General features: G+C 71.2%; 18 protein-coding genes. 13 read left to right on the forward strand and 5 right to left on the reverse strand.

Translation table 11 applies throughout. The features are described 5' to 3' along the window. Positions 1-111: 111 nt before the first annotated feature. Both ACGFQ9_RS18500 and ACGFQ9_RS18505 read left to right on the forward strand, forming a co-directional pair. Positions 112-1,392 carry an RDD family protein gene (locus tag ACGFQ9_RS18500; protein ID WP_393574849.1) on the forward strand — a complete coding sequence of 427 codons (1,281 nt, stop codon included), beginning with the start codon at positions 112-114 and terminating at the stop codon, positions 1,390-1,392. A 359-nt stretch (positions 1,393-1,751) separates the two neighbouring features. Continuing rightward, a complete protein-coding gene (locus ACGFQ9_RS18505) occupies positions 1,752-2,249 on the forward strand; it encodes an RDD family protein (RefSeq protein ID WP_393574850.1) in 498 nt (165 codons plus the stop codon). Here the strand turns inward: ACGFQ9_RS18505 and ACGFQ9_RS18510 are convergent, their stop codons facing one another. Continuing rightward, positions 2,250-2,576 carry a hypothetical protein gene (locus ACGFQ9_RS18510; RefSeq protein WP_393574851.1) on the reverse strand — a complete coding sequence of 109 codons (327 nt, stop codon included), beginning with the start codon at positions 2,574-2,576 and terminating at the stop codon, positions 2,250-2,252. A gap of 308 nt (positions 2,577-2,884) precedes the next feature. Here ACGFQ9_RS18510 and ACGFQ9_RS18515 point away from each other — a divergent pair, with 308 nt between their 5' ends. Then, complete coding sequence (locus ACGFQ9_RS18515) at positions 2,885-5,341, forward strand: immune inhibitor A domain-containing protein (RefSeq protein ID WP_393574852.1); 2,457 nt, start codon at positions 2,885-2,887, stop codon at positions 5,339-5,341. Between the two features lie 160 nt (positions 5,342-5,501). Continuing rightward, positions 5,502-5,840, forward strand: coding sequence for a hypothetical protein (locus ACGFQ9_RS18520; protein WP_393574853.1), 339 nt, complete (start codon positions 5,502-5,504; stop codon positions 5,838-5,840). A gap of 25 nt (positions 5,841-5,865) precedes the next feature. Here ACGFQ9_RS18520 and ACGFQ9_RS18525 read toward each other — a convergent pair whose 3' ends face one another. Both ACGFQ9_RS18525 and ACGFQ9_RS18530 read right to left on the reverse strand, forming a co-directional pair. Then, complete coding sequence (locus ACGFQ9_RS18525; RefSeq protein WP_393574855.1) at positions 5,866-6,471, reverse strand: isochorismatase family protein; 606 nt, start codon at positions 6,469-6,471, stop codon at positions 5,866-5,868. A 148-nt stretch (positions 6,472-6,619) separates the two neighbouring features. Next, positions 6,620-7,948 carry a nicotinate phosphoribosyltransferase gene (locus ACGFQ9_RS18530; protein ID WP_393574856.1) on the reverse strand — a complete coding sequence of 443 codons (1,329 nt, stop codon included), beginning with the start codon at positions 7,946-7,948 and terminating at the stop codon, positions 6,620-6,622. A 107-nt stretch (positions 7,949-8,055) separates the two neighbouring features. Between ACGFQ9_RS18530 and clpS the strand changes: the two genes are divergently transcribed. The 8 genes from clpS to ACGFQ9_RS18570 all read left to right on the forward strand — a co-directional run bounded on the left by clpS (position 8,056) and on the right by ACGFQ9_RS18570 (position 13,394). Next, entirely contained in the window at positions 8,056-8,370 is a 315-nt protein-coding gene (clpS, locus tag ACGFQ9_RS18535; protein ID WP_393574858.1) for an ATP-dependent Clp protease adapter ClpS, read from the forward strand. Continuing rightward, positions 8,370-8,981: a DUF2017 domain-containing protein gene (locus ACGFQ9_RS18540; protein WP_393574859.1), complete on the forward strand. Its 612-nt coding sequence runs from the start codon at positions 8,370-8,372 to the stop codon at positions 8,979-8,981. The genes clpS and ACGFQ9_RS18540 overlap by 1 nt, the downstream gene beginning before the upstream one ends. Before the next feature lie 306 nt (positions 8,982-9,287). Next, positions 9,288-10,721 carry an amino acid permease gene (locus ACGFQ9_RS18545; protein WP_393574861.1) on the forward strand — a complete coding sequence of 478 codons (1,434 nt, stop codon included), beginning with the start codon at positions 9,288-9,290 and terminating at the stop codon, positions 10,719-10,721. 89 nt (positions 10,722-10,810) lie between these two features. Continuing rightward, complete coding sequence (locus tag ACGFQ9_RS18550) at positions 10,811-11,233, forward strand: Mov34/MPN/PAD-1 family protein (protein ID WP_393574863.1); 423 nt, start codon at positions 10,811-10,813, stop codon at positions 11,231-11,233. 88 nt (positions 11,234-11,321) lie between these two features. Continuing rightward, a complete protein-coding gene (locus tag ACGFQ9_RS18555; RefSeq protein WP_365107341.1) occupies positions 11,322-11,432 on the forward strand; it encodes a putative leader peptide in 111 nt (36 codons plus the stop codon). Between the two features lie 90 nt (positions 11,433-11,522). Beyond that, positions 11,523-11,801, forward strand: a complete 279-nt coding sequence (locus tag ACGFQ9_RS18560) for a MoaD/ThiS family protein (RefSeq protein ID WP_393574864.1) — start codon at positions 11,523-11,525, stop codon at positions 11,799-11,801. Next, a complete protein-coding gene (locus ACGFQ9_RS18565) occupies positions 11,801-12,751 on the forward strand; it encodes a PLP-dependent cysteine synthase family protein (protein ID WP_393574866.1) in 951 nt (316 codons plus the stop codon). The genes ACGFQ9_RS18560 and ACGFQ9_RS18565 overlap by 1 nt, the downstream gene beginning before the upstream one ends. A 196-nt stretch (positions 12,752-12,947) precedes the next feature. Continuing rightward, complete coding sequence (locus ACGFQ9_RS18570) at positions 12,948-13,394, forward strand: hypothetical protein (RefSeq protein ID WP_393574867.1); 447 nt, start codon at positions 12,948-12,950, stop codon at positions 13,392-13,394. A gap of 304 nt (positions 13,395-13,698) precedes the next feature. On the opposite strand, the gene ACGFQ9_RS18575 is transcribed toward ACGFQ9_RS18570, so the two are convergent. After that, the gene (locus ACGFQ9_RS18575) at positions 13,699-14,055 is read right to left on the reverse strand and encodes a DUF488 domain-containing protein (RefSeq protein ID WP_393574869.1); all 357 of its coding nucleotides are present in this window, start codon (positions 14,053-14,055) and stop codon (positions 13,699-13,701) included. Further along, a complete protein-coding gene (locus ACGFQ9_RS18580) occupies positions 14,052-14,465 on the reverse strand; it encodes a hypothetical protein (RefSeq protein ID WP_393574871.1) in 414 nt (137 codons plus the stop codon). The genes ACGFQ9_RS18575 and ACGFQ9_RS18580 overlap by 4 nt, the downstream gene beginning before the upstream one ends. Before the next feature lie 237 nt (positions 14,466-14,702). On the opposite strand from ACGFQ9_RS18580, the gene ACGFQ9_RS18585 reads away from it, so the two are divergent. Next, on the forward strand, positions 14,703-15,455 hold the full coding sequence (locus ACGFQ9_RS18585; protein WP_393574872.1) for an MBL fold metallo-hydrolase: 753 nt from the start codon (positions 14,703-14,705) through the stop codon (positions 15,453-15,455). Positions 15,456-15,602: the final 147 nt, after the last annotated feature.

The following is a 15,602-nucleotide window of genomic DNA, read 5'->3' on the forward strand; positions in this document are numbered from 1 at the left end:
GCGTCCGCTCCGGCTCCGGGTCCCGCCCAGGGCGTGGGCTCCGCTCCGGAGCCGGCCTACGGCGCGGCCCCGGGCCCGGCTTCGGCTTCGTCGTCTGCCGGTGTCGCCCGCGTGGAGGAGACCGGTCCGGTCTTCCTGGACGAGACCGGTGCCCTGGCCGAAGCCCCGGCCTGGGCAGCCGATCCCGCCCAGCAGTCGGGCTTCGGCGGCCCCCACGACCGCCGGGTCTCCTGGGGGACCCCCACCGATGCGCCCCCGCCGGACCGCCGCACGGCGCAGGGCCGTGGCATCTCCCTGAGCCGCCTGACTCCCGAGCCCCAACCCATGCGGGAGGACGACACCGACGGTCGTTGGCCGGGGCCGGCTGCCTCTGCCGCGCCGTCGTCGTCCAGCACCGCACCCGCCTCCGCGGCCGGCGTCGCGTCCCGCACGGCGCCCGCGCCCGCGCCCGGCGACGACGGCCGCTGGCCCGCCCCCGAAGCCTTGGCAGTTCCGGCTCCCGCTCCCGCTCCCGCTCCCGCGCCGGCTCCCGCCTCCGCACAGGGGACCGCGTCTCCCTCCGACGGCGATTCCGGTGGGCGTAGGTCCGGGGCGGGGGCCGGGGCCGCCCCCGGGGCGGGGCGTGCGGCCGAGGCCATGCCCGGCATCCTGTCGGCCCGTTCTCCGGCTGCTGCTGCTGCTGCCGCTGCTGCCGAGGCGGTGGTGCCCCGCCAGACGGTCGCGCGTGGCAGCGAGCGTTCCGGTGCCCACGGTCCGGTGGACGCCCGAGCAGCAGACGCCCGAGCGGCAGACGCCCGAGGGGCAGATGCCGGGGCAGCGGACGCCGGGAAGGCCAACGGGGAGGCCGCCGACGCGAACGGCACCGCCGCCGCCCGCCCCCGTACCGACCCGGAGGTCTTCGAGCGGATGGCCGAGCGGGCCGCCCGGCCCGCCGGGCTCGGTCGGCGGTTCCTCGCCCGGGTGCTGGACTGCGTCCCGCTCGCCGCCGCCGGAGCCGCCGCGGCATGGCCCTCCGTACCGGCGGTGACCGACCACATCCAGGCCAAGCTGGACGCCGCCGCCCGGGACGCAGGCGGCGAGACCGTCACCGTGTGGCTGCTGGACGCCACCACCGCCGGCCATCTGGCGCTGGTGCTCGGCGTGGTACTGGTCTTCGGCGTGTTCTACGAGGCCCTGCCCACCGCCCGCTGGGGCCGCACCCTCGGCAAGAAGCTGCTCGGGATCCGTGTGGCGGCGGTGTCCACCGGTCGCCCGCCCGGCTTCGGGGCGGCGCTGCGGCGCTGGCTGGTGTACGGGCTCCTCGGGCTGCCCGGCGCCCTGTGGTGCCTGGTCGACCGGCCACGCCGGCAGGCCTGGCACGACAAGGCCGCCGGTACCTTCGTCACCCGGTAGCACCCGGCCGTCGCCCGGACGGACGCGGTGCCGTTGCGGGGTCCGCGGGGCCGGGTTCGACTCGGGCCATGAGTACCGATCAGCCGCCGCCGGGCGAACGGCCGGAGGACGACCCGTTCCTCAAGAAGCCCCAGGAGCCGACGCCCCCGTCAGGCGGCTCTCCGTACGACAAGCCCCCCGCCGGAGGCACCCCGCCGGGCGGTCCGCCCCCCGGCGGCCCTCCGCCCGGCGGCCCCCCGCCAGGGGAAGGAGGAGGTTTTCCGCCCCCGCCGCCCCCGCCCGGCGGTGGGGGCGGGGGCTACCCGCCTCCGCCGCCTCCCTACGGCGGAGACCCGTACGGGAGCGGCGGCGGATACGGCATGCCCGACCCGCTGGCCGGCATGCCCCCGCTCGCGGACTTCGGACGGCGGCTCGCCGCCCGGATCATCGACGCGCTCATCGTGGGCGTCCCGTTCTTCCTCATCCAGATCCCGTTCAACATCAACCGGTACACGGTCGAGACGAACGAGGGCGAGGACGTCACCCAGATCTGGACCCGCTCCTACAACGGCACCGGGCTGATCTGGACGCTGATCGCGATCATCGCGTTCGTCGGCTACGACTGGTTCTTCACCGGGAAGAACGGTCAGACCATCGGCAAGAAGGCGCTGGGCATGCGCGTGGCGATGCTCAGCGACGGCAGCGTGCCCCCCTCCGGTACCGCACTGGGCCGCGCCGCCATGCTGTGGATCCCCACCCTGCTGTGCTGCTTCTGCCTGTGGCCGCTCGCGCTCATCGTCTCGATGCTCGTGGACAAGCCGTACAAGCAGGGCCTGCACGACAAGGTGGCCAAGACGGTGGTGGTCACCGCCACCTAGTCAGAGCTGTGCGGGATGTTCGGCCGCGGCCGTCCGGGGTTCGGGAACCCGGGCGGCCGCCGTCGTGTCCGCTGACAGGGCATCGGTCACCGTCGCGGACACCACTGCCGTCGCCGGCCGCGCGGCGGTCCCCGCGTCCGCGGTCTTCCGGCGCCGTCCCGGCGGCGGTACGGTGACCGCCACCAGCAGCCCGAGCGCCAGGGCGGCGGTGGCGATGACGGCGATGCCCGGCCCGGCACCGGTCTGCGAGAGCAGCAGCATGGCGATGGTCGACGCGATCACGGTCGCGGACCCGTAGGCGAGCTGTGCGGCGGTCGGTCGCGGCATGGCGGTATCCGTCCTCAAGGCGGAGGGACTCTAAGACGGTTGGTTCCCGAGCCGGACCGCCGGTAAGCGTGACCTGACACACGGTGCCGGAGCACGGGGGGCGCACGGGGCTCACGCGTTCGACAGGCTGAACGCGCATGGCGGAATGTCCGATTGCTGTCCGAATATCGGAACCAACTGACCGCATAGTGCAATTGACCGGTCCAAGTCAAGGTCTGTCTTTTCTGGCGTTGCTCCGGTCAAATGGCGTCACTTGAGACGCGCGCCGCGCGGAACACCCCACTCCTTTGGCGAAGTTCCGGACGTCCATGAGCGGCCGCGGGAGGGGAACACATCAAGTGACCAACAATTCCGCGAGGCGGCGTGCCGTGCGTACCGCCGCCATCGCAGTGACCCTGGCCGCCACCGCGGCGTCCGGCGTCGCCCTCGGCTTCAGCGCCCAGGCCGACGACAAGGGCCCCGGCGCCCCGGTGCTCGCCCCGCACATCGACCAGCAGGACCCGGCCGCTCCGGCCAAGGCGCGGGTGGACCACGACCTGCAGGGTCCGTTCAGCAAGCAGAAGGAGCAGGCCCGCAAGGCCGCTCTGGAGCAGGTGCTGTCGGGCAAGAAGAAGACCGAGCAGCGCGGCGCCTCCAAGGTCGTCAAGCTCGACGACGCCAAGTACGTCGAGCTCGCCCGGGAGAAGACCGACAAGATCTTCACCATCCTGGTCGAGTTCGGCGACAAGGTCGACAACGAGACCATGTTCGACCCGGACGGCGCCGAGGGCCCCAAGCCCCCGGTCGTCAAGTACGGCGGCACCCCCGGTCCGCTGCACAACAAGATCCCGCAGCCCGACCGGGCCAAGGACAACAGCACCGCCTGGCGCAAGGACTTCAACCAGCAGTACTTCCAGGAGCTGTACTTCGGTACCGCCAAGGGCAAGCACTCGCTGAAGACCTACTACGAGAAGACCTCCTCGGGCCGTTACTCGGTCGAGGGCGAGGTCACCGACTGGGTCAAGGTCCAGTACAACGAGGCCCGTTACGGCTCGAACTACTGCGGCCAGTCCAACTGCGCCAACGTCTGGGACACCGTCCGCGACGGTGTGACCGCCTGGGTCGAGCAGCAGAAGGCGGCCGGCAAGACCGACGCGGAGATCAAGGCCAAGCTGGCGCAGTACGACCAGTGGGACCGTTACGACTTCGACGGCGACGGCAACTTCAACGAGCCCGACGGCTACATCGACCACTTCCAGATCGTCCACGCGGGCGAGGACGAGTCGGCCGGCGGCGGCGCCGAGGGCGCCAACGCGCTGTGGGCGCACCGCTGGTACGCCTACGGCACCAACGCGGGCAAGACCGGCCCGTCGAACAACAAGGCCGGCGGCACCCAGATCGGCACCAGCGGCATCTGGGTCGGCGACTACACCGTGCAGCCCGAGAACGGCGGCCTCGGCGTCTTCGCCCACGAGTACGGCCACGACCTGGGCCTGCCGGACCTCTACGACACCTCCGGTGGCGGCGACAACTCGGTCGGCTTCTGGTCCCTGATGTCGGCCGGCTCCTGGCTCGGCGAGGGCAAGGAGTCCATAGGCGACCTGCCCGGCGACATGACCGCCTGGGACAAGCTGCAGCTGGGCTGGCTGAACTACGACCGGGCCAAGGCCGCGACGAAGTCCACCCACAAGCTGGGCGTGTCCGAGTACAACACCAAGGACAAGCAGGCGCTGGTCGTCGAGCTGCCCAAGAAGCAGGTCCGCACCGATGTGGTGGCCCCCGCCGAGGGTGCCAACCAGTGGTGGTCGGGCATGGGTGACGACCTCAAGAACACCCTGACCCGGTCCGTCGACCTGACCGGCAAGTCCTCCGCCTCGCTGTCCCTCAAGGGCTGGTGGGACATCGAGAAGGACTACGACTACCTCTACACCGAGGTGTCCACCGACGGCGGCGCCACCTGGACCGCCCTCGCCGGCACCGCCAACGGCAAGGCCATCCCGGTCGACGCCGCGGGCGCCCCGTCGCTGACCGACGTCTCCGGCGGCTGGCAGGACCTGAACTTCCCGCTCGACGCCTACGCGGGCAAGAAGTTCGACCTCCGCTTCCGCTACCAGACGGACGGCGGCGCGGGCGGCAAGGGCTTCACCGCCGACGCCATCACCCTGAAGGCCGACGGCGCGAACCTGTTCACCGACGGCGCCGAGAACGGCGACAACGGCTGGACCGGCAAGGGCTTCTCCCGGATCGGCGCGGGCTTCACCAAGGACTACGCGCAGTACTACCTCGCGGAGAACCGCCGCTACGTCTCGTACGACACGACCCTCAAGGTCGGCCCGTACAACTTCGGCTGGGGCTCCACCCGTCCCGACTGGGTCGAGCACTACCCGTACCAGGACGGTCTGCTGGTCTGGCTCTGGGACACCTCCCAGAAGGACAACAACACCAGCGTCCACCCCGGCCAGGGCCTGATCCTGCCGGTCGACGCCAACGCCAAGCCGATGAAGTGGTCGGACGGCACCCTGCTGCGGAACAAGATCCAGCCGTACGACGCCACCTTCAGCGCGTACTCGACGGACGCCTTCACTCTGCACAAGAACGGCCAGGAGCTGTTCGTGAAGCCGAAGGCCGCCAACATGGTCTTCGACGACCACAAGGGCAAGTACTACTACGACGAGAACCCGACCGGTTCCGTCAAGGTCTCTGACACCAACACCAAGATCAAGATCGCCAAGGAGACCTACGACGGTCTCCAGATGACGATCGAGGTTGGTCCCTCGACCAAGTAGTCGGTAAAACCGCAGGTCAAAGCATGATCGGCCGTCGCCCTCTAGCGGGCGGCGGCCGATCGCGTTTAGATGCGATTGCGGGTGCCGTCACTGACACCCGCTCCGGCCGAGGGCTCGACCGGTCCCGGCCGGGGACCGTCTCACGGGGGATGTGCTGTCCATGCCAGGTGGAGGTTTCGTCAAGCTGCCGACCGGCAGCGTGGTGGTGGCCCTGACGCTGCCCAGACCCGATTCCGGGCGGCAGCCGGGCGGCGGCCGCCCCGACACCGCGGACGGACCCGTCCGCGTGCTCGTCCACGCCGCGAACCGGGCCCGTGCCCTGACCCGGCTGCGGAACCTCGGCATGCGGGCCGTCTACCTGCGGGGGAACACCCAGCCGCCGACCCCGGACGAGGTCACGGCGGTGCTCCACCACCCCGACGGCCTGCTGTGGCGGACCGTCCCGGACTGCGCGGACGAGCTCTGGCACCCGATAGCGGCCCTGCTGCGGGGCGCGTAGACCCCGCCCCGGGCACGCACACCCCCTAGCCGGCCGCGGCCACCACGGGCGTGCCGCTGAGCTCCACACCGGCCGCCCGGAGGTCCGCCAGGGCCCGCTCGGTGGTGTGCGGGGCCACTCCGGCGGTCAGGTCGAGCAGCACGTGCGTACGGAAGCCCTCGCGGGCCGCGTCGAGCGCGGTGGCCCGGACGCAGTGGTCGGTGGCGATGCCGACCACGTCCACCTCGGTGACGCCGCGCTCCCGCAGCCAGTCCGCCAGGCCGGCGCCGTTCTCGTCGGCGCCCTCGAAGCCGCTGTACGCCGCGGCGTACGCGCCCTTGTCGAAGACGGCGGCGACGGCACCGGAGGCGACGGCGGGGGCGAAGTTCGGGTGGAAGCCGACGCCCTCGGTGCCGGCCACGCAGTGCACCGGCCAGCTGGTCTCGAAGTCGGGCTCGGCCGACGGGCCGGCGAAGTGCGCGCCCGGGTCGACGTGGTGGTCGCGGGTGGCGACCACGTGCCGGTAGGCGGGCACGGCCTGGGCGATCAGCTCGGTGATGGCGGCGGCGACGTCAGCGCCGCCGGCGACCGCGAGGCTGCCGCCTTCGCAGAAGTCGTTCTGTACGTCGACGACGATCAGTGCGCGGTGCATGACGCGGTCCTTAACTCGAAGTGTCCTGTGTTCGCTCGTGGTCCCTGCGGGGCTTCATCCCCACCCCGCCCCTTCCCGTAACTGGGGCGGAGCCCCGGACTCCCGGGGGCTCCGCCCCGAACCGGGCGGGGCACGGCCCCCGGAGGGTTCAGGCGTACTCGGTCGGGATCACCGGCTCGCCGCGCGACAGCTGCGTCGCCGAGAGCGGGAGCGCGGCACGCGCCCCGAGGTGGCGTTCGCGGGCGGCGTCCAGGGGTTCGCGGGCGACCACCTCGCCGCCCTTGACCAGCTGGACCAGGAGCTGCGAGCCCGCCAGGGCCTGCGGCACCGGGCCGGTGCCGACGACCTCGGCCTCCGCGACCCCGTCCGCGTCCCGCCGCCGGGCGGCCCACTTGCGGCCGCCGATGGAGGTCTTCCCGCCCGTGGACTTCTTGGCCACCGGGACCAGCGGGGCCTTGGGGTCGGCGGAGGCGGCCCGGGCGACCAGCTTGTAGACCATCGAGCAGGTCGGGTGCCCGCTGCCGGTCACCAGCTGGGTGCCCACCCCGTACGCGTCCACCGGCGCCGCCGCCAGCGAGGCGATGGCGTACTCGTCCAGGTCGGAGGTGACCACGATCCGGGTCCCGGTCGCGCCCAGCTCGTCCAGCTGCTGCCGCACCCGGTGCGCCACCAGGAGCAGGTCCCCGGAGTCGATGCGGACCGCGCCCAGGTCCGTCCCGGCGACCTCCACGGCCGTGCGCACCGCCTCGGCGACGTCGTAGGTGTCGACCAGCAGGGTGGTGCCGTTGCCCAGCGAGGTCACCTGGGCCTGGAACGCGTCCCGCTCCGAGTCGTGCAGCAGGGTGAACGCGTGGGCGGAGGTGCCGACGGTGGGGATGCCGTAGCGGAAGCCGGCCGCCAGGTCCGAGGTGGAGGTGAAGCCGCCCACGTACGCGGCCCGGGAGGCGGCGACGGCCGCCAGCTCGTGGGTCCGCCGCGCCCCCATCTCGATCAGCGGCCGGTCACCGGCGGCGGAGGTCATCCGGGAGGCCGCCGCGGCGATCGCCGAGTCGTGGTTGAGGATCGAGAGGATCACCGTCTCCAGCAGCACGCACTCGGCGAAGGTGCCCTCCACCCGCAGGATCGGCGAGCCGGGGAAGTACGTCTCGCCCTCCGGGTAGCCCCAGATGTCGCCCGAGAAGCGGTACGAGGACAGCCAGTCCAGGGTCCGCATGTCGACGACGGCGCGTTCCCGGAGGAACTCCAGCACCGCCGAGTCGAAGCGGAAGTTCTCCACCGCGTCCAGCACCCGGCCGGTGCCCGCCACCACGCCGTAGCGCCGCCCCTCGGGCAGCCGCCGGGTGAACACCTCGAAGACCGAGCGGCGGTCGGCCGTGCCGTTGGCCAGTGCCGCCTTCAGCATCGTGAGCTCGTAGTGATCCGTGAAGAGCGCTGTCGACGGCACGTCCACCGGCAGGCCCAGGTCCGCAGGGTTCATGTCAGGGATGCTAGCGCACATTTCGTCAAAGTGACGAGATCTAAGGGCGGGCGCCCGGAACACGGTCAGGGGACCCGTCCAAGCGGTGGCGCCCCCGAGGTGGCAGCATGGGACGAGTGAGTGTTGCTCCCATTGAGATCGAACGCACCGAATCGGCCGAGGAAACCAAGGCCGTCCCCGAACCCGACGTCCCCTGGGTGACCCTGGTGCACAACGACCCGGTCAACCTCATGAGCTACGTGACCTACGTGTTCCAGGCGTACTTCGGCTACTCCAAAGACGTGGCGCACAAACTGATGCTGGACGTACACCACAAGGGGCGGGCGGTCGTGTCCAGCGGCACCCGCGAGGAAATGGAGCGCGACGTGCAGGCCATGCACGGCTACGGCCTGTGGGCGACCCTCTCCCAGGACCGCAACTGATGGGGCGCGCTCCCGGCACCTTCGTGCCGCTCAAGGGCGGCGGCGCCGCCGTCGCGCTGGACGAGGTCGAGATCTCCATCCTGCGCTCCCTCGCCGTACAGCTCCTGGAGCTGATCGGCCCCGGCCCCGGCGGGGACGAGCCGGACGCCGACCCGCTGGCCGCGCTGTTCGCGGAGGGACCGACCGAGCCCCCGTCCGACCCGGCGCTGGCCCGGCTGTTCCCCGACGCCTACGGCGGCCCGTCCCCGGAGGGCGAGGGCGTCGACCCGGCCGAACTGAAGGCGCGGTCGTCCGAGTTCCGCCGGTTCACCGAGAACGACCTGCGCACCCGCAAGCGGGAGGACGCGCTGGCCGTCGTGCACAGCCTGGACGCGCTCACTCCCGCGGGTGACGGCGGGGCCGTACTGGAGCTCACCGGGGAGCTCCCGCTGCGCTGGCTGGGCGCGCTCAACGACCTGCGGCTGACCATCGGCGCCCGGCTGGAGATCACCGAGGACGAGCAGAGCGAGCAGCTGTTCAGGCTGCCCGACGAGGACGCGCGCAAGCCCCTGGTGATGGCCTACCTGTGGCTCGGCGGGCTCCAGGAGACCCTCATCGAGACCCTCGTCTGAAGATCGTTCGCTCAGCGGACGCTCAAATCCGGATAACGATCAGATCACCGCTGTGCGGTGATCTGATCGTTTTTGTGGATCTTGCCCTGTTCTCCCTGTGTCCCGGGTCACAATCCATGTCGCACATGACCCATAAACCCGTGATAAATCTTCTCGACCGCCGCCGGGACGCCACCCATGCCCCGGCGGCGGCGCTTGAACCGGCAGACCGCCGGCGTGCAACTCCATCCGTATCCGGGGGGACGAGGACCCGACCCGCAGCCGCCGCAACCGGCGCGGGTCGGCGTGGAGAAAGGCGCACCAAACATGACCTCTGTGCAGGTCGAGACGAACGACCGCCCCGACGGCGGCGAAGCAGCGGGGGGCGAGGGCTACCACCGCACGCTCGGCGCCCGCCAGATCCAGATGATCGCGATCGGCGGAGCCATCGGCACCGGGCTCTTCCTGGGCGCGGGCAAGGCCATCTCGAAGGCCGGCCCCAGCCTGATCCTGGCCTACGCCATCGCGGGCCTGGTCATCTTCTTCATCATGCGGGCCCTGGGCGAACTGCTCATGTACCGCCCCGTCGCGGGATCCTTCTCGGACTACGCGCGGGAGTTCCTCGGCCCCTTCTGGGGCTATGCCACAGGCTGGACGTACTGGCTGTTCTGGGTGGTCACCGGCATCACCGAGGTGACCGCCGCCGCCAAGTACATGGCCTACTGGACCGGCGACAGCTTCCCGCAGTGGGCGTACGCCCTGATCTTCACGGTCGTCCTCTACGCGGCGAACCTCATCTCCGTGAAGCTCTTCGGCGAGCTGGAGTTCTGGTTCTCGATGGTCAAGGTCACCGCCATCATCGGCATGATCCTGATCTGCGCCGGAATCCTCACCATCGGCTTCTCCGACGCAGCCGAGACCGCCTCCGTCGCCAACCTGTGGAACGACGGCGGGTTCTTCCCCAAGGGCATCGGCGGCACCCTGATGACCCTGCAGATCGTCGTCTTCGCCTTCCTCGCGGTCGAACTGGTCGGCGTCACCGCCGGCGAGTCCAAGGACCCCGAGAAGACGCTCCCCAAGGCCATCAACACCGTGCCGTGGCGGATCGCCGTCTTCTACGTCGGCGCCCTGATCATGATCCTCTCGGTCGTGCCCTGGACGCACTTCCAGCCGGGCGTCTCGCCCTTCGTGGCCGCCTTCGAGCGGATGGGCCTGGGCGTCGGCGCCGCCATCGTCAACTTCGTCGTCCTGACGGCCGCCCTGTCCTCCTGCAACTCGGGCATGTACTCCACCGGCCGCATGCTGCGCGACCTCGCGCTCAACGGCCAGGGCCCGAAGTTCTTCACCCGGCTCACCGGGAACGGCACCCCGCTGGTGGGCACCACCTTCTCGGCCGCTCTGATGCTGGTCGGCGTCTGGATCAACTACGTGGCCCCCGGCAAGGCCTTCGACTACGTCGTCTCCTTCGCCACCATCTCCGGCATGTGGGCCTGGATCATGATCCTGGTCTGCCAGATCCGCTACCGCGCCAGGGCGGACCGCGGCGAACTGCCCGCCTCCCCCTTCAAGGCGCCCGGATCCCCGTGGACCAGCTGGTTCGCGCTCGCCTTCATCGCCATGGTCATCGTGATGATGGGTGCCGACAAGGACGCCCGCATCTCGCTCTACTGCGCCCCGCTGTGGGGTGCGATCCTGGGCGTCACCTACCTGGTGCTCAAGAACCGCAACCCGCAGAACGCGGCCTTCGCCAAGCGCCCGTAACCCCGGGCCGCACCGGCCGCCGTCCAGCATTCGGGCCCTCCCGTTCCATTCCTCGGTACGGGAGGGCCCCTCTGCTTATCCTGTCGCTCATGCTGACCATCACCCAGGACCTGTACGAGCGGATCGTCGAACACGCCCGCAAGGACCACCCCGACGAGGCCTGCGGCGTCGTGGCCGGCCCCGTCGGCACCGGCCGCCCCGAGCGGTTCATCCCGATGCTCAACGCCGCCCGGTCGCCCACGTTCTACGAGTTCGACTCCAAGGACCTGCTGAAGCTCTACCGCGAGATGGACGACCGCGACGAGGAGCCCGTGATCGTCTACCACTCGCACACCGCGACCGAGGCCTACCCCTCGCGCACCGACGTGACCTACGCCAACGAACCCGCCGCGCACTACGTGCTCGTCTCGACCGCCGACACCGACGGCCTGGGCGACTTCCAGTTCCGCTCGTACCGGATCGTGGACGGGGTCATCACCGAGGAAGAAGTGCAGGTCGTAGCCGCGTACTGACCCTGCCCTGCCCGACATGTGAACGATTTCGGTCCGCGATCCGAGACAACACTCCATTCGGGTGACAGGGAATCGTTACGATGCCCGCATGGTTTCCCACGACGTGAGCATCGAGACGCCCGGCAGGCAGCTGCTGCTCGTGGCGCGGCTGCACGTCGACCTGTGCCGCCTCGCCAGCGCGATCTGTTCCGCTGCCTGAACCGCCGCACCACCCGAGCACCACGCCCCACCCGCGCGGGGGCGAAGAGCCGCGCGCGCCCGCCCCTACGTGACGATTCTGGAGCCAGTCATGGCCATCGAGGTCAGCATCCCGACCATCCTCCGCACCTACACCGGCGGCCAGAAGGCCGTGACCGGCGAGGGCGCCACCCTCGCCGACCTCTTCGCCGACCTGGAGACCCGCCACCAGGGCATCGAGGAGCGCATCGTCGACAACGGCCAGCTGCGCCGCTTCGTCAACGTCTACCTCAACGACGAGGACGTCCGCTTCCTCGACGGCATCTCCACCAAGCTCTCCGACGGGGACAACGTCACCATCCTCCCGGCCGTGGCCGGCGGATCGAAGTAATGCGCTACGACTCCCCGCTGGCAGCGGTCGGCAACACCCCGCTGGTCCGCCTGCCCCGCCTCTCCCCGTCCGAGGACGTCCGGATCTGGGCGAAGCTGGAGGACCGCAACCCGACCGGCTCGATCAAGGACCGCCCGGCCCTGCACATGGTCGAGCAGGCCGAGAAGGACGGCAGGCTGTACCCGGGGTGCACCATCCTGGAGCCCACCTCGGGCAACACGGGCATCTCGCTGGCCATGGCCGCGAAGCTCAAGGGCTACCGGATCGTGTGCGTGATGCCGGAGAACACGTCGCAGGAGCGGCGTGACCTGCTCGCCATGTGGGGAGCCGAGATCATCTCCTCGCCGGCGGCGGGCGGTTCGAACACCGCGGTCCGCGTGGCGAAGGAACTGGCCGGGCAGAACCCCTCCTGGGTGATGCTCTACCAGTACGGCAACCCGGACAACGCGGGCGCGCACTACGCCGGCACCGGCCCGGAGATCCTCGCGGACCTGCCCTCGATCACCCACTTCGTGGCCGGCCTGGGCACCACCGGCACGCTCATGGGCGTCGGCCGCTACCTGCGCGAGCACAAGCCCGACGTGAAGATCGTCGCCGCCGAACCGCGCTACGACGACCTGGTCTACGGCCTGCGCAACCTCGACGAGGGCTTCGTCCCGGAGCTCTACGACGCCTCCGTGCTGACCACCCGCTTCTCCGTCGGCTCCGCCGACGCGGTGACCCGCACCCGCGAGCTGCTCCAGCAGGAGGGCATCTTCGCGGGCGTCTCCACCGGCGCGGCGCTGCACGCGGCCATCGGCGTCGGCAAGAAGGCGGTCAAGGCGGGCGAATCCGCCGACATCGTGTTCGTCGTCGCCGACGGCGGCTGGAAGTACCTCTCGACGGGCGTCTACACGGCGGCCACGACGGAAGAGGCCATCGAGGTCCTCCAGGGCCAGCTCTGGGCCTAGGCACGACGCCGCCCACCGCCCCGCGCACTCCACGGCCCGTTTCCCCCGACTCCACGGGGGAGGCGGGCCGTTCCGCTTCCCGCCCGGGTGACTCGCGAGCGCCGTTCACCCGAACGGCGCTCGCGAGTCGCAGGGACGGCGGTCCCGGTCAAGGCTGAACGTGCTCGACCGACCGCACAGAGAGGATGGTGGCGCGATGACGACCACCCCCAACCCCGCGGCCCCGGGAAGTCCCCGAGGCCCTTCCCCGACCGGGGAGTCGTCACCCTGGGCGGCGGGCGGTGCCATGTTCGCCGGCGTCATGATGATGGTCATCGGCGTGTTCGGGATCCTGGAAGGCATCGCCGCACTGGCCAACGACGACGTGATCTTCCGGGTCCGCGGCTACACCTTCAAGTTCAACCTGACCGGCTGGGGCTGGATCCACCTGCTGCTGGGCATCCTGCTCCTGGTCACCGGCATCTTCATCCTCAAGGGCACGACCTGGGGCCGGGCCGTCGGCATCGCACTGACCGGCATCGCGGCCATCCTCCACTTCCTGTGGCTGCCCTACCAGCCCTTCTGGTCCATCGTCGCGATCGCCATCTGCGTCTTCGTGATCTGGGCCCTCTGCGTGGACCGCAGCGGCAGCGTCTTCGACTGACGCCAGGCCCAACGAGAGCCCGCCCCCATGGGGCGGGCTCTCCCTCATGACGGCGCGGTGTGGACACGCACCCGCGGTGTGGGCAGGCACCCGCGGTGTGGACACGCACCCGCGGTGTGGGCAGGCACCCGCGGTGTGGACACGCACCCGCGGTGTGGGCAGGCGTCCCGCAGGGCGGGACGGGTGGGCACACCGGGACACCCCGCTCAGCAGCCGTACCCCGCCCAGCCTGAGCCCTGCCCAGCCTGAGCCCCGCCCAGCCTGAGCCCCGCTCAGCGGCCGCGGCAGCGGCAGCGCCGCCGCGCTAAGACGCCGCAGCGAGATACTCCGCCAGCACCGCAGCATGGCTGGACGCCGGCTCCCGCACCGCGGTAACCAGCGTCACCGTCCCCACCGCAGCCAGCGCCCGCAGCCGAGCCACCTCCACCCCCGCCTCCACCCCGCCCAGCTCCGCCTCGTACCGCTCGCGGAACTCCGCGAAAGCCAGCTCACCCGAGTGGTACCGCTTCCGCAGCTCCGCCGACGGCGTCACCGCCTTCGGCCACTCGTCCACCCCCGCGTCCGCCTTCGCCAGCCCCCGCGGCCACAGCCGGTCCACGAGCACCCGCACCCCGTCGGCCTCCGGATCCGGCTCCTCGTACACCCGCTTCAACCGGATCATCGTCCGCCTCCCAGCCCCTTCACCTCGTCCCACAAGGCCGGATCAAGCTCCCCGACCCGCGTGCGGAACTCCCACACCGACACCTCCACCGGCCGGTCCGCCTCCAGGAAGCCCGGCCGGCCGTGCACGTCACCCGCCCCGCCCGGAGGCAGCGGCAGCACGCCCGGACGCTCGTCGTGGTACTTCGAGGTGATCCGCGCGATCCGCGCCCGGTGCGCCCGTACCGACAGCACCAGGCAGGTGAGGCCGTCGTCCAGCCGCCAGATCTCACCCGGCCGGGGCCGCGGCTCGGGGCCCGTGCCGTGCCGTGCCCGGGCGGGAGGCGGGGGAGCGGGGCGGCGGCCCGCGACCAGCACCACGAGCACGACGGCCACCACCGCGGCGGCCGCCGGCCACCACGACGTGTCCATATACCGACCGTAATGGACCGCCACGGCAGCCGCCCGGCACGGCACACCGCCCGCGGCGGCCCGGCGGCATTCCGGATGGCGGCGGCACGGCAACCCGGACGCCGCCCGTCCCTCACCCGGGTGACACCACAGGTGAGTTCCCCCACAACGGCCCGCCGCGGAGGAGCGACCGGACGTTTCGCGCCTTACGCTCGACCCACGCACGGCTCCGCCGATCCCCACGGAGGTTCCTGCTCCATGAAGCTCACCGTCGTCGGCTGCTCGGGGTCGTTCCCGTCCGCGGAATCGGCCTGCTCGAGCTACCTCGTCGAGGCCGACGGCTTCCGGCTGCTCCTCGACATGGGCAACGGCGCCCTCGGCGAGCTGCAGCGCCACATCGGTCTGTACGACCTCGACGCGATCTTCCTGAGCCATCTGCACGCCGATCACTGCATCGACATGTGCGCGTACTTCGTCGCCCGCTACTACCGCCACGAGGGCGGCCGCTGCGGCCCCATCCCGGTCTTCGGACCGGAGGGCACCGAGCGGCGGCTGGCCACGGCGTACGACGACGTCCCCGACGAGCGGTCGATGAGCGAGGTCTTCGACTTCCGCACCCTCAAGTCCGGGACGTTCGAGATCGGCCCCTTCCAGGTGCGCACCGAGAAGCTCGCCCACCCGGTGGAGGCGTACGGCATCCGGGTCGAGCACGGCGGCCGGTCGCTGACCTACTCCGGCGACACCGGAGTCTGCGCCGAGCTGGGCCTGCTGGCCGAGGACACCGACCTGTTCCTCTGCGAGGCCTCCTTCACGCACGGCAAGGAGGACATCCCGGACCTGCACCTCAACGGCCGGGAGGCCGGCGAGTACGCCCGCCGGGCGGGCGCGCGCCGACTGGTGCTGACGCACGTCCCGCCGTGGACGGACGCGGAACGGAACCTGGCCGACGCGCGTGCGGTCTACGACGGCCCGGCCGAGCTCGCCTTCGCGGGCGCGGTGTACGAGGTCTGAGCCGAGCGCCCGTACCGGTCCCCGGCGGCCCCTTCCCCGAAGCCGGGTCCGCGCAACCCGAGTTGGGATCGCACGGGACTATGGGCAGGACCGTGGCACTCCCGTAGCGTCGGCGGCGCACCAGCCGACGACCACGACCACGGGGGC

The organism is Streptomyces sp. NPDC048603 (assembly GCF_043199475.1).
Classification (GTDB): domain Bacteria; phylum Actinomycetota; class Actinomycetes; order Streptomycetales; family Streptomycetaceae; genus Streptomyces.

Coding starts and splice junctions, on each gene's coding strand:
- ACGFQ9_RS18515 (WP_393574852.1), top strand. CDS start 2,885: ATGAGCGGCCGCGGGAGGGGAACACATCAAGTGACCAACAATTCCGCG.
- ACGFQ9_RS18575 (WP_393574869.1), bottom strand. CDS start 14,055: ATGATCCGGTTGAAGCGGGTGTACGAGGAGCCGGATCCGGAGGCCGAC.
- ACGFQ9_RS18545 (WP_393574861.1), top strand. CDS start 9,288: ATGACCTCTGTGCAGGTCGAGACGAACGACCGCCCCGACGGCGGCGAA.
- ACGFQ9_RS18540 (WP_393574859.1), top strand. CDS start 8,370: ATGGGGCGCGCTCCCGGCACCTTCGTGCCGCTCAAGGGCGGCGGCGCC.
- ACGFQ9_RS18550 (WP_393574863.1), top strand. CDS start 10,811: ATGCTGACCATCACCCAGGACCTGTACGAGCGGATCGTCGAACACGCC.
- ACGFQ9_RS18510 (WP_393574851.1), bottom strand. CDS start 2,576: ATGCCGCGACCGACCGCCGCACAGCTCGCCTACGGGTCCGCGACCGTG.
- ACGFQ9_RS18560 (WP_393574864.1), top strand. CDS start 11,523: ATGGCCATCGAGGTCAGCATCCCGACCATCCTCCGCACCTACACCGGC.
- clpS (WP_393574858.1), top strand. CDS start 8,056: ATGGGACGAGTGAGTGTTGCTCCCATTGAGATCGAACGCACCGAATCG.
- ACGFQ9_RS18505 (WP_393574850.1), top strand. CDS start 1,752: ATGCCCGACCCGCTGGCCGGCATGCCCCCGCTCGCGGACTTCGGACGG.
- ACGFQ9_RS18555 (WP_365107341.1), top strand. CDS start 11,322: ATGGTTTCCCACGACGTGAGCATCGAGACGCCCGGCAGGCAGCTGCTG.
- ACGFQ9_RS18565 (WP_393574866.1), top strand. CDS start 11,801: ATGCGCTACGACTCCCCGCTGGCAGCGGTCGGCAACACCCCGCTGGTC.
- ACGFQ9_RS18520 (WP_393574853.1), top strand. CDS start 5,502: ATGCCAGGTGGAGGTTTCGTCAAGCTGCCGACCGGCAGCGTGGTGGTG.
- ACGFQ9_RS18525 (WP_393574855.1), bottom strand. CDS start 6,471: ATGCACCGCGCACTGATCGTCGTCGACGTACAGAACGACTTCTGCGAA.
- ACGFQ9_RS18530 (WP_393574856.1), bottom strand. CDS start 7,948: ATGAACCCTGCGGACCTGGGCCTGCCGGTGGACGTGCCGTCGACAGCG.
- ACGFQ9_RS18570 (WP_393574867.1), top strand. CDS start 12,948: ATGACGACCACCCCCAACCCCGCGGCCCCGGGAAGTCCCCGAGGCCCT.
- ACGFQ9_RS18585 (WP_393574872.1), top strand. CDS start 14,703: ATGAAGCTCACCGTCGTCGGCTGCTCGGGGTCGTTCCCGTCCGCGGAA.
- ACGFQ9_RS18580 (WP_393574871.1), bottom strand. CDS start 14,465: ATGGACACGTCGTGGTGGCCGGCGGCCGCCGCGGTGGTGGCCGTCGTG.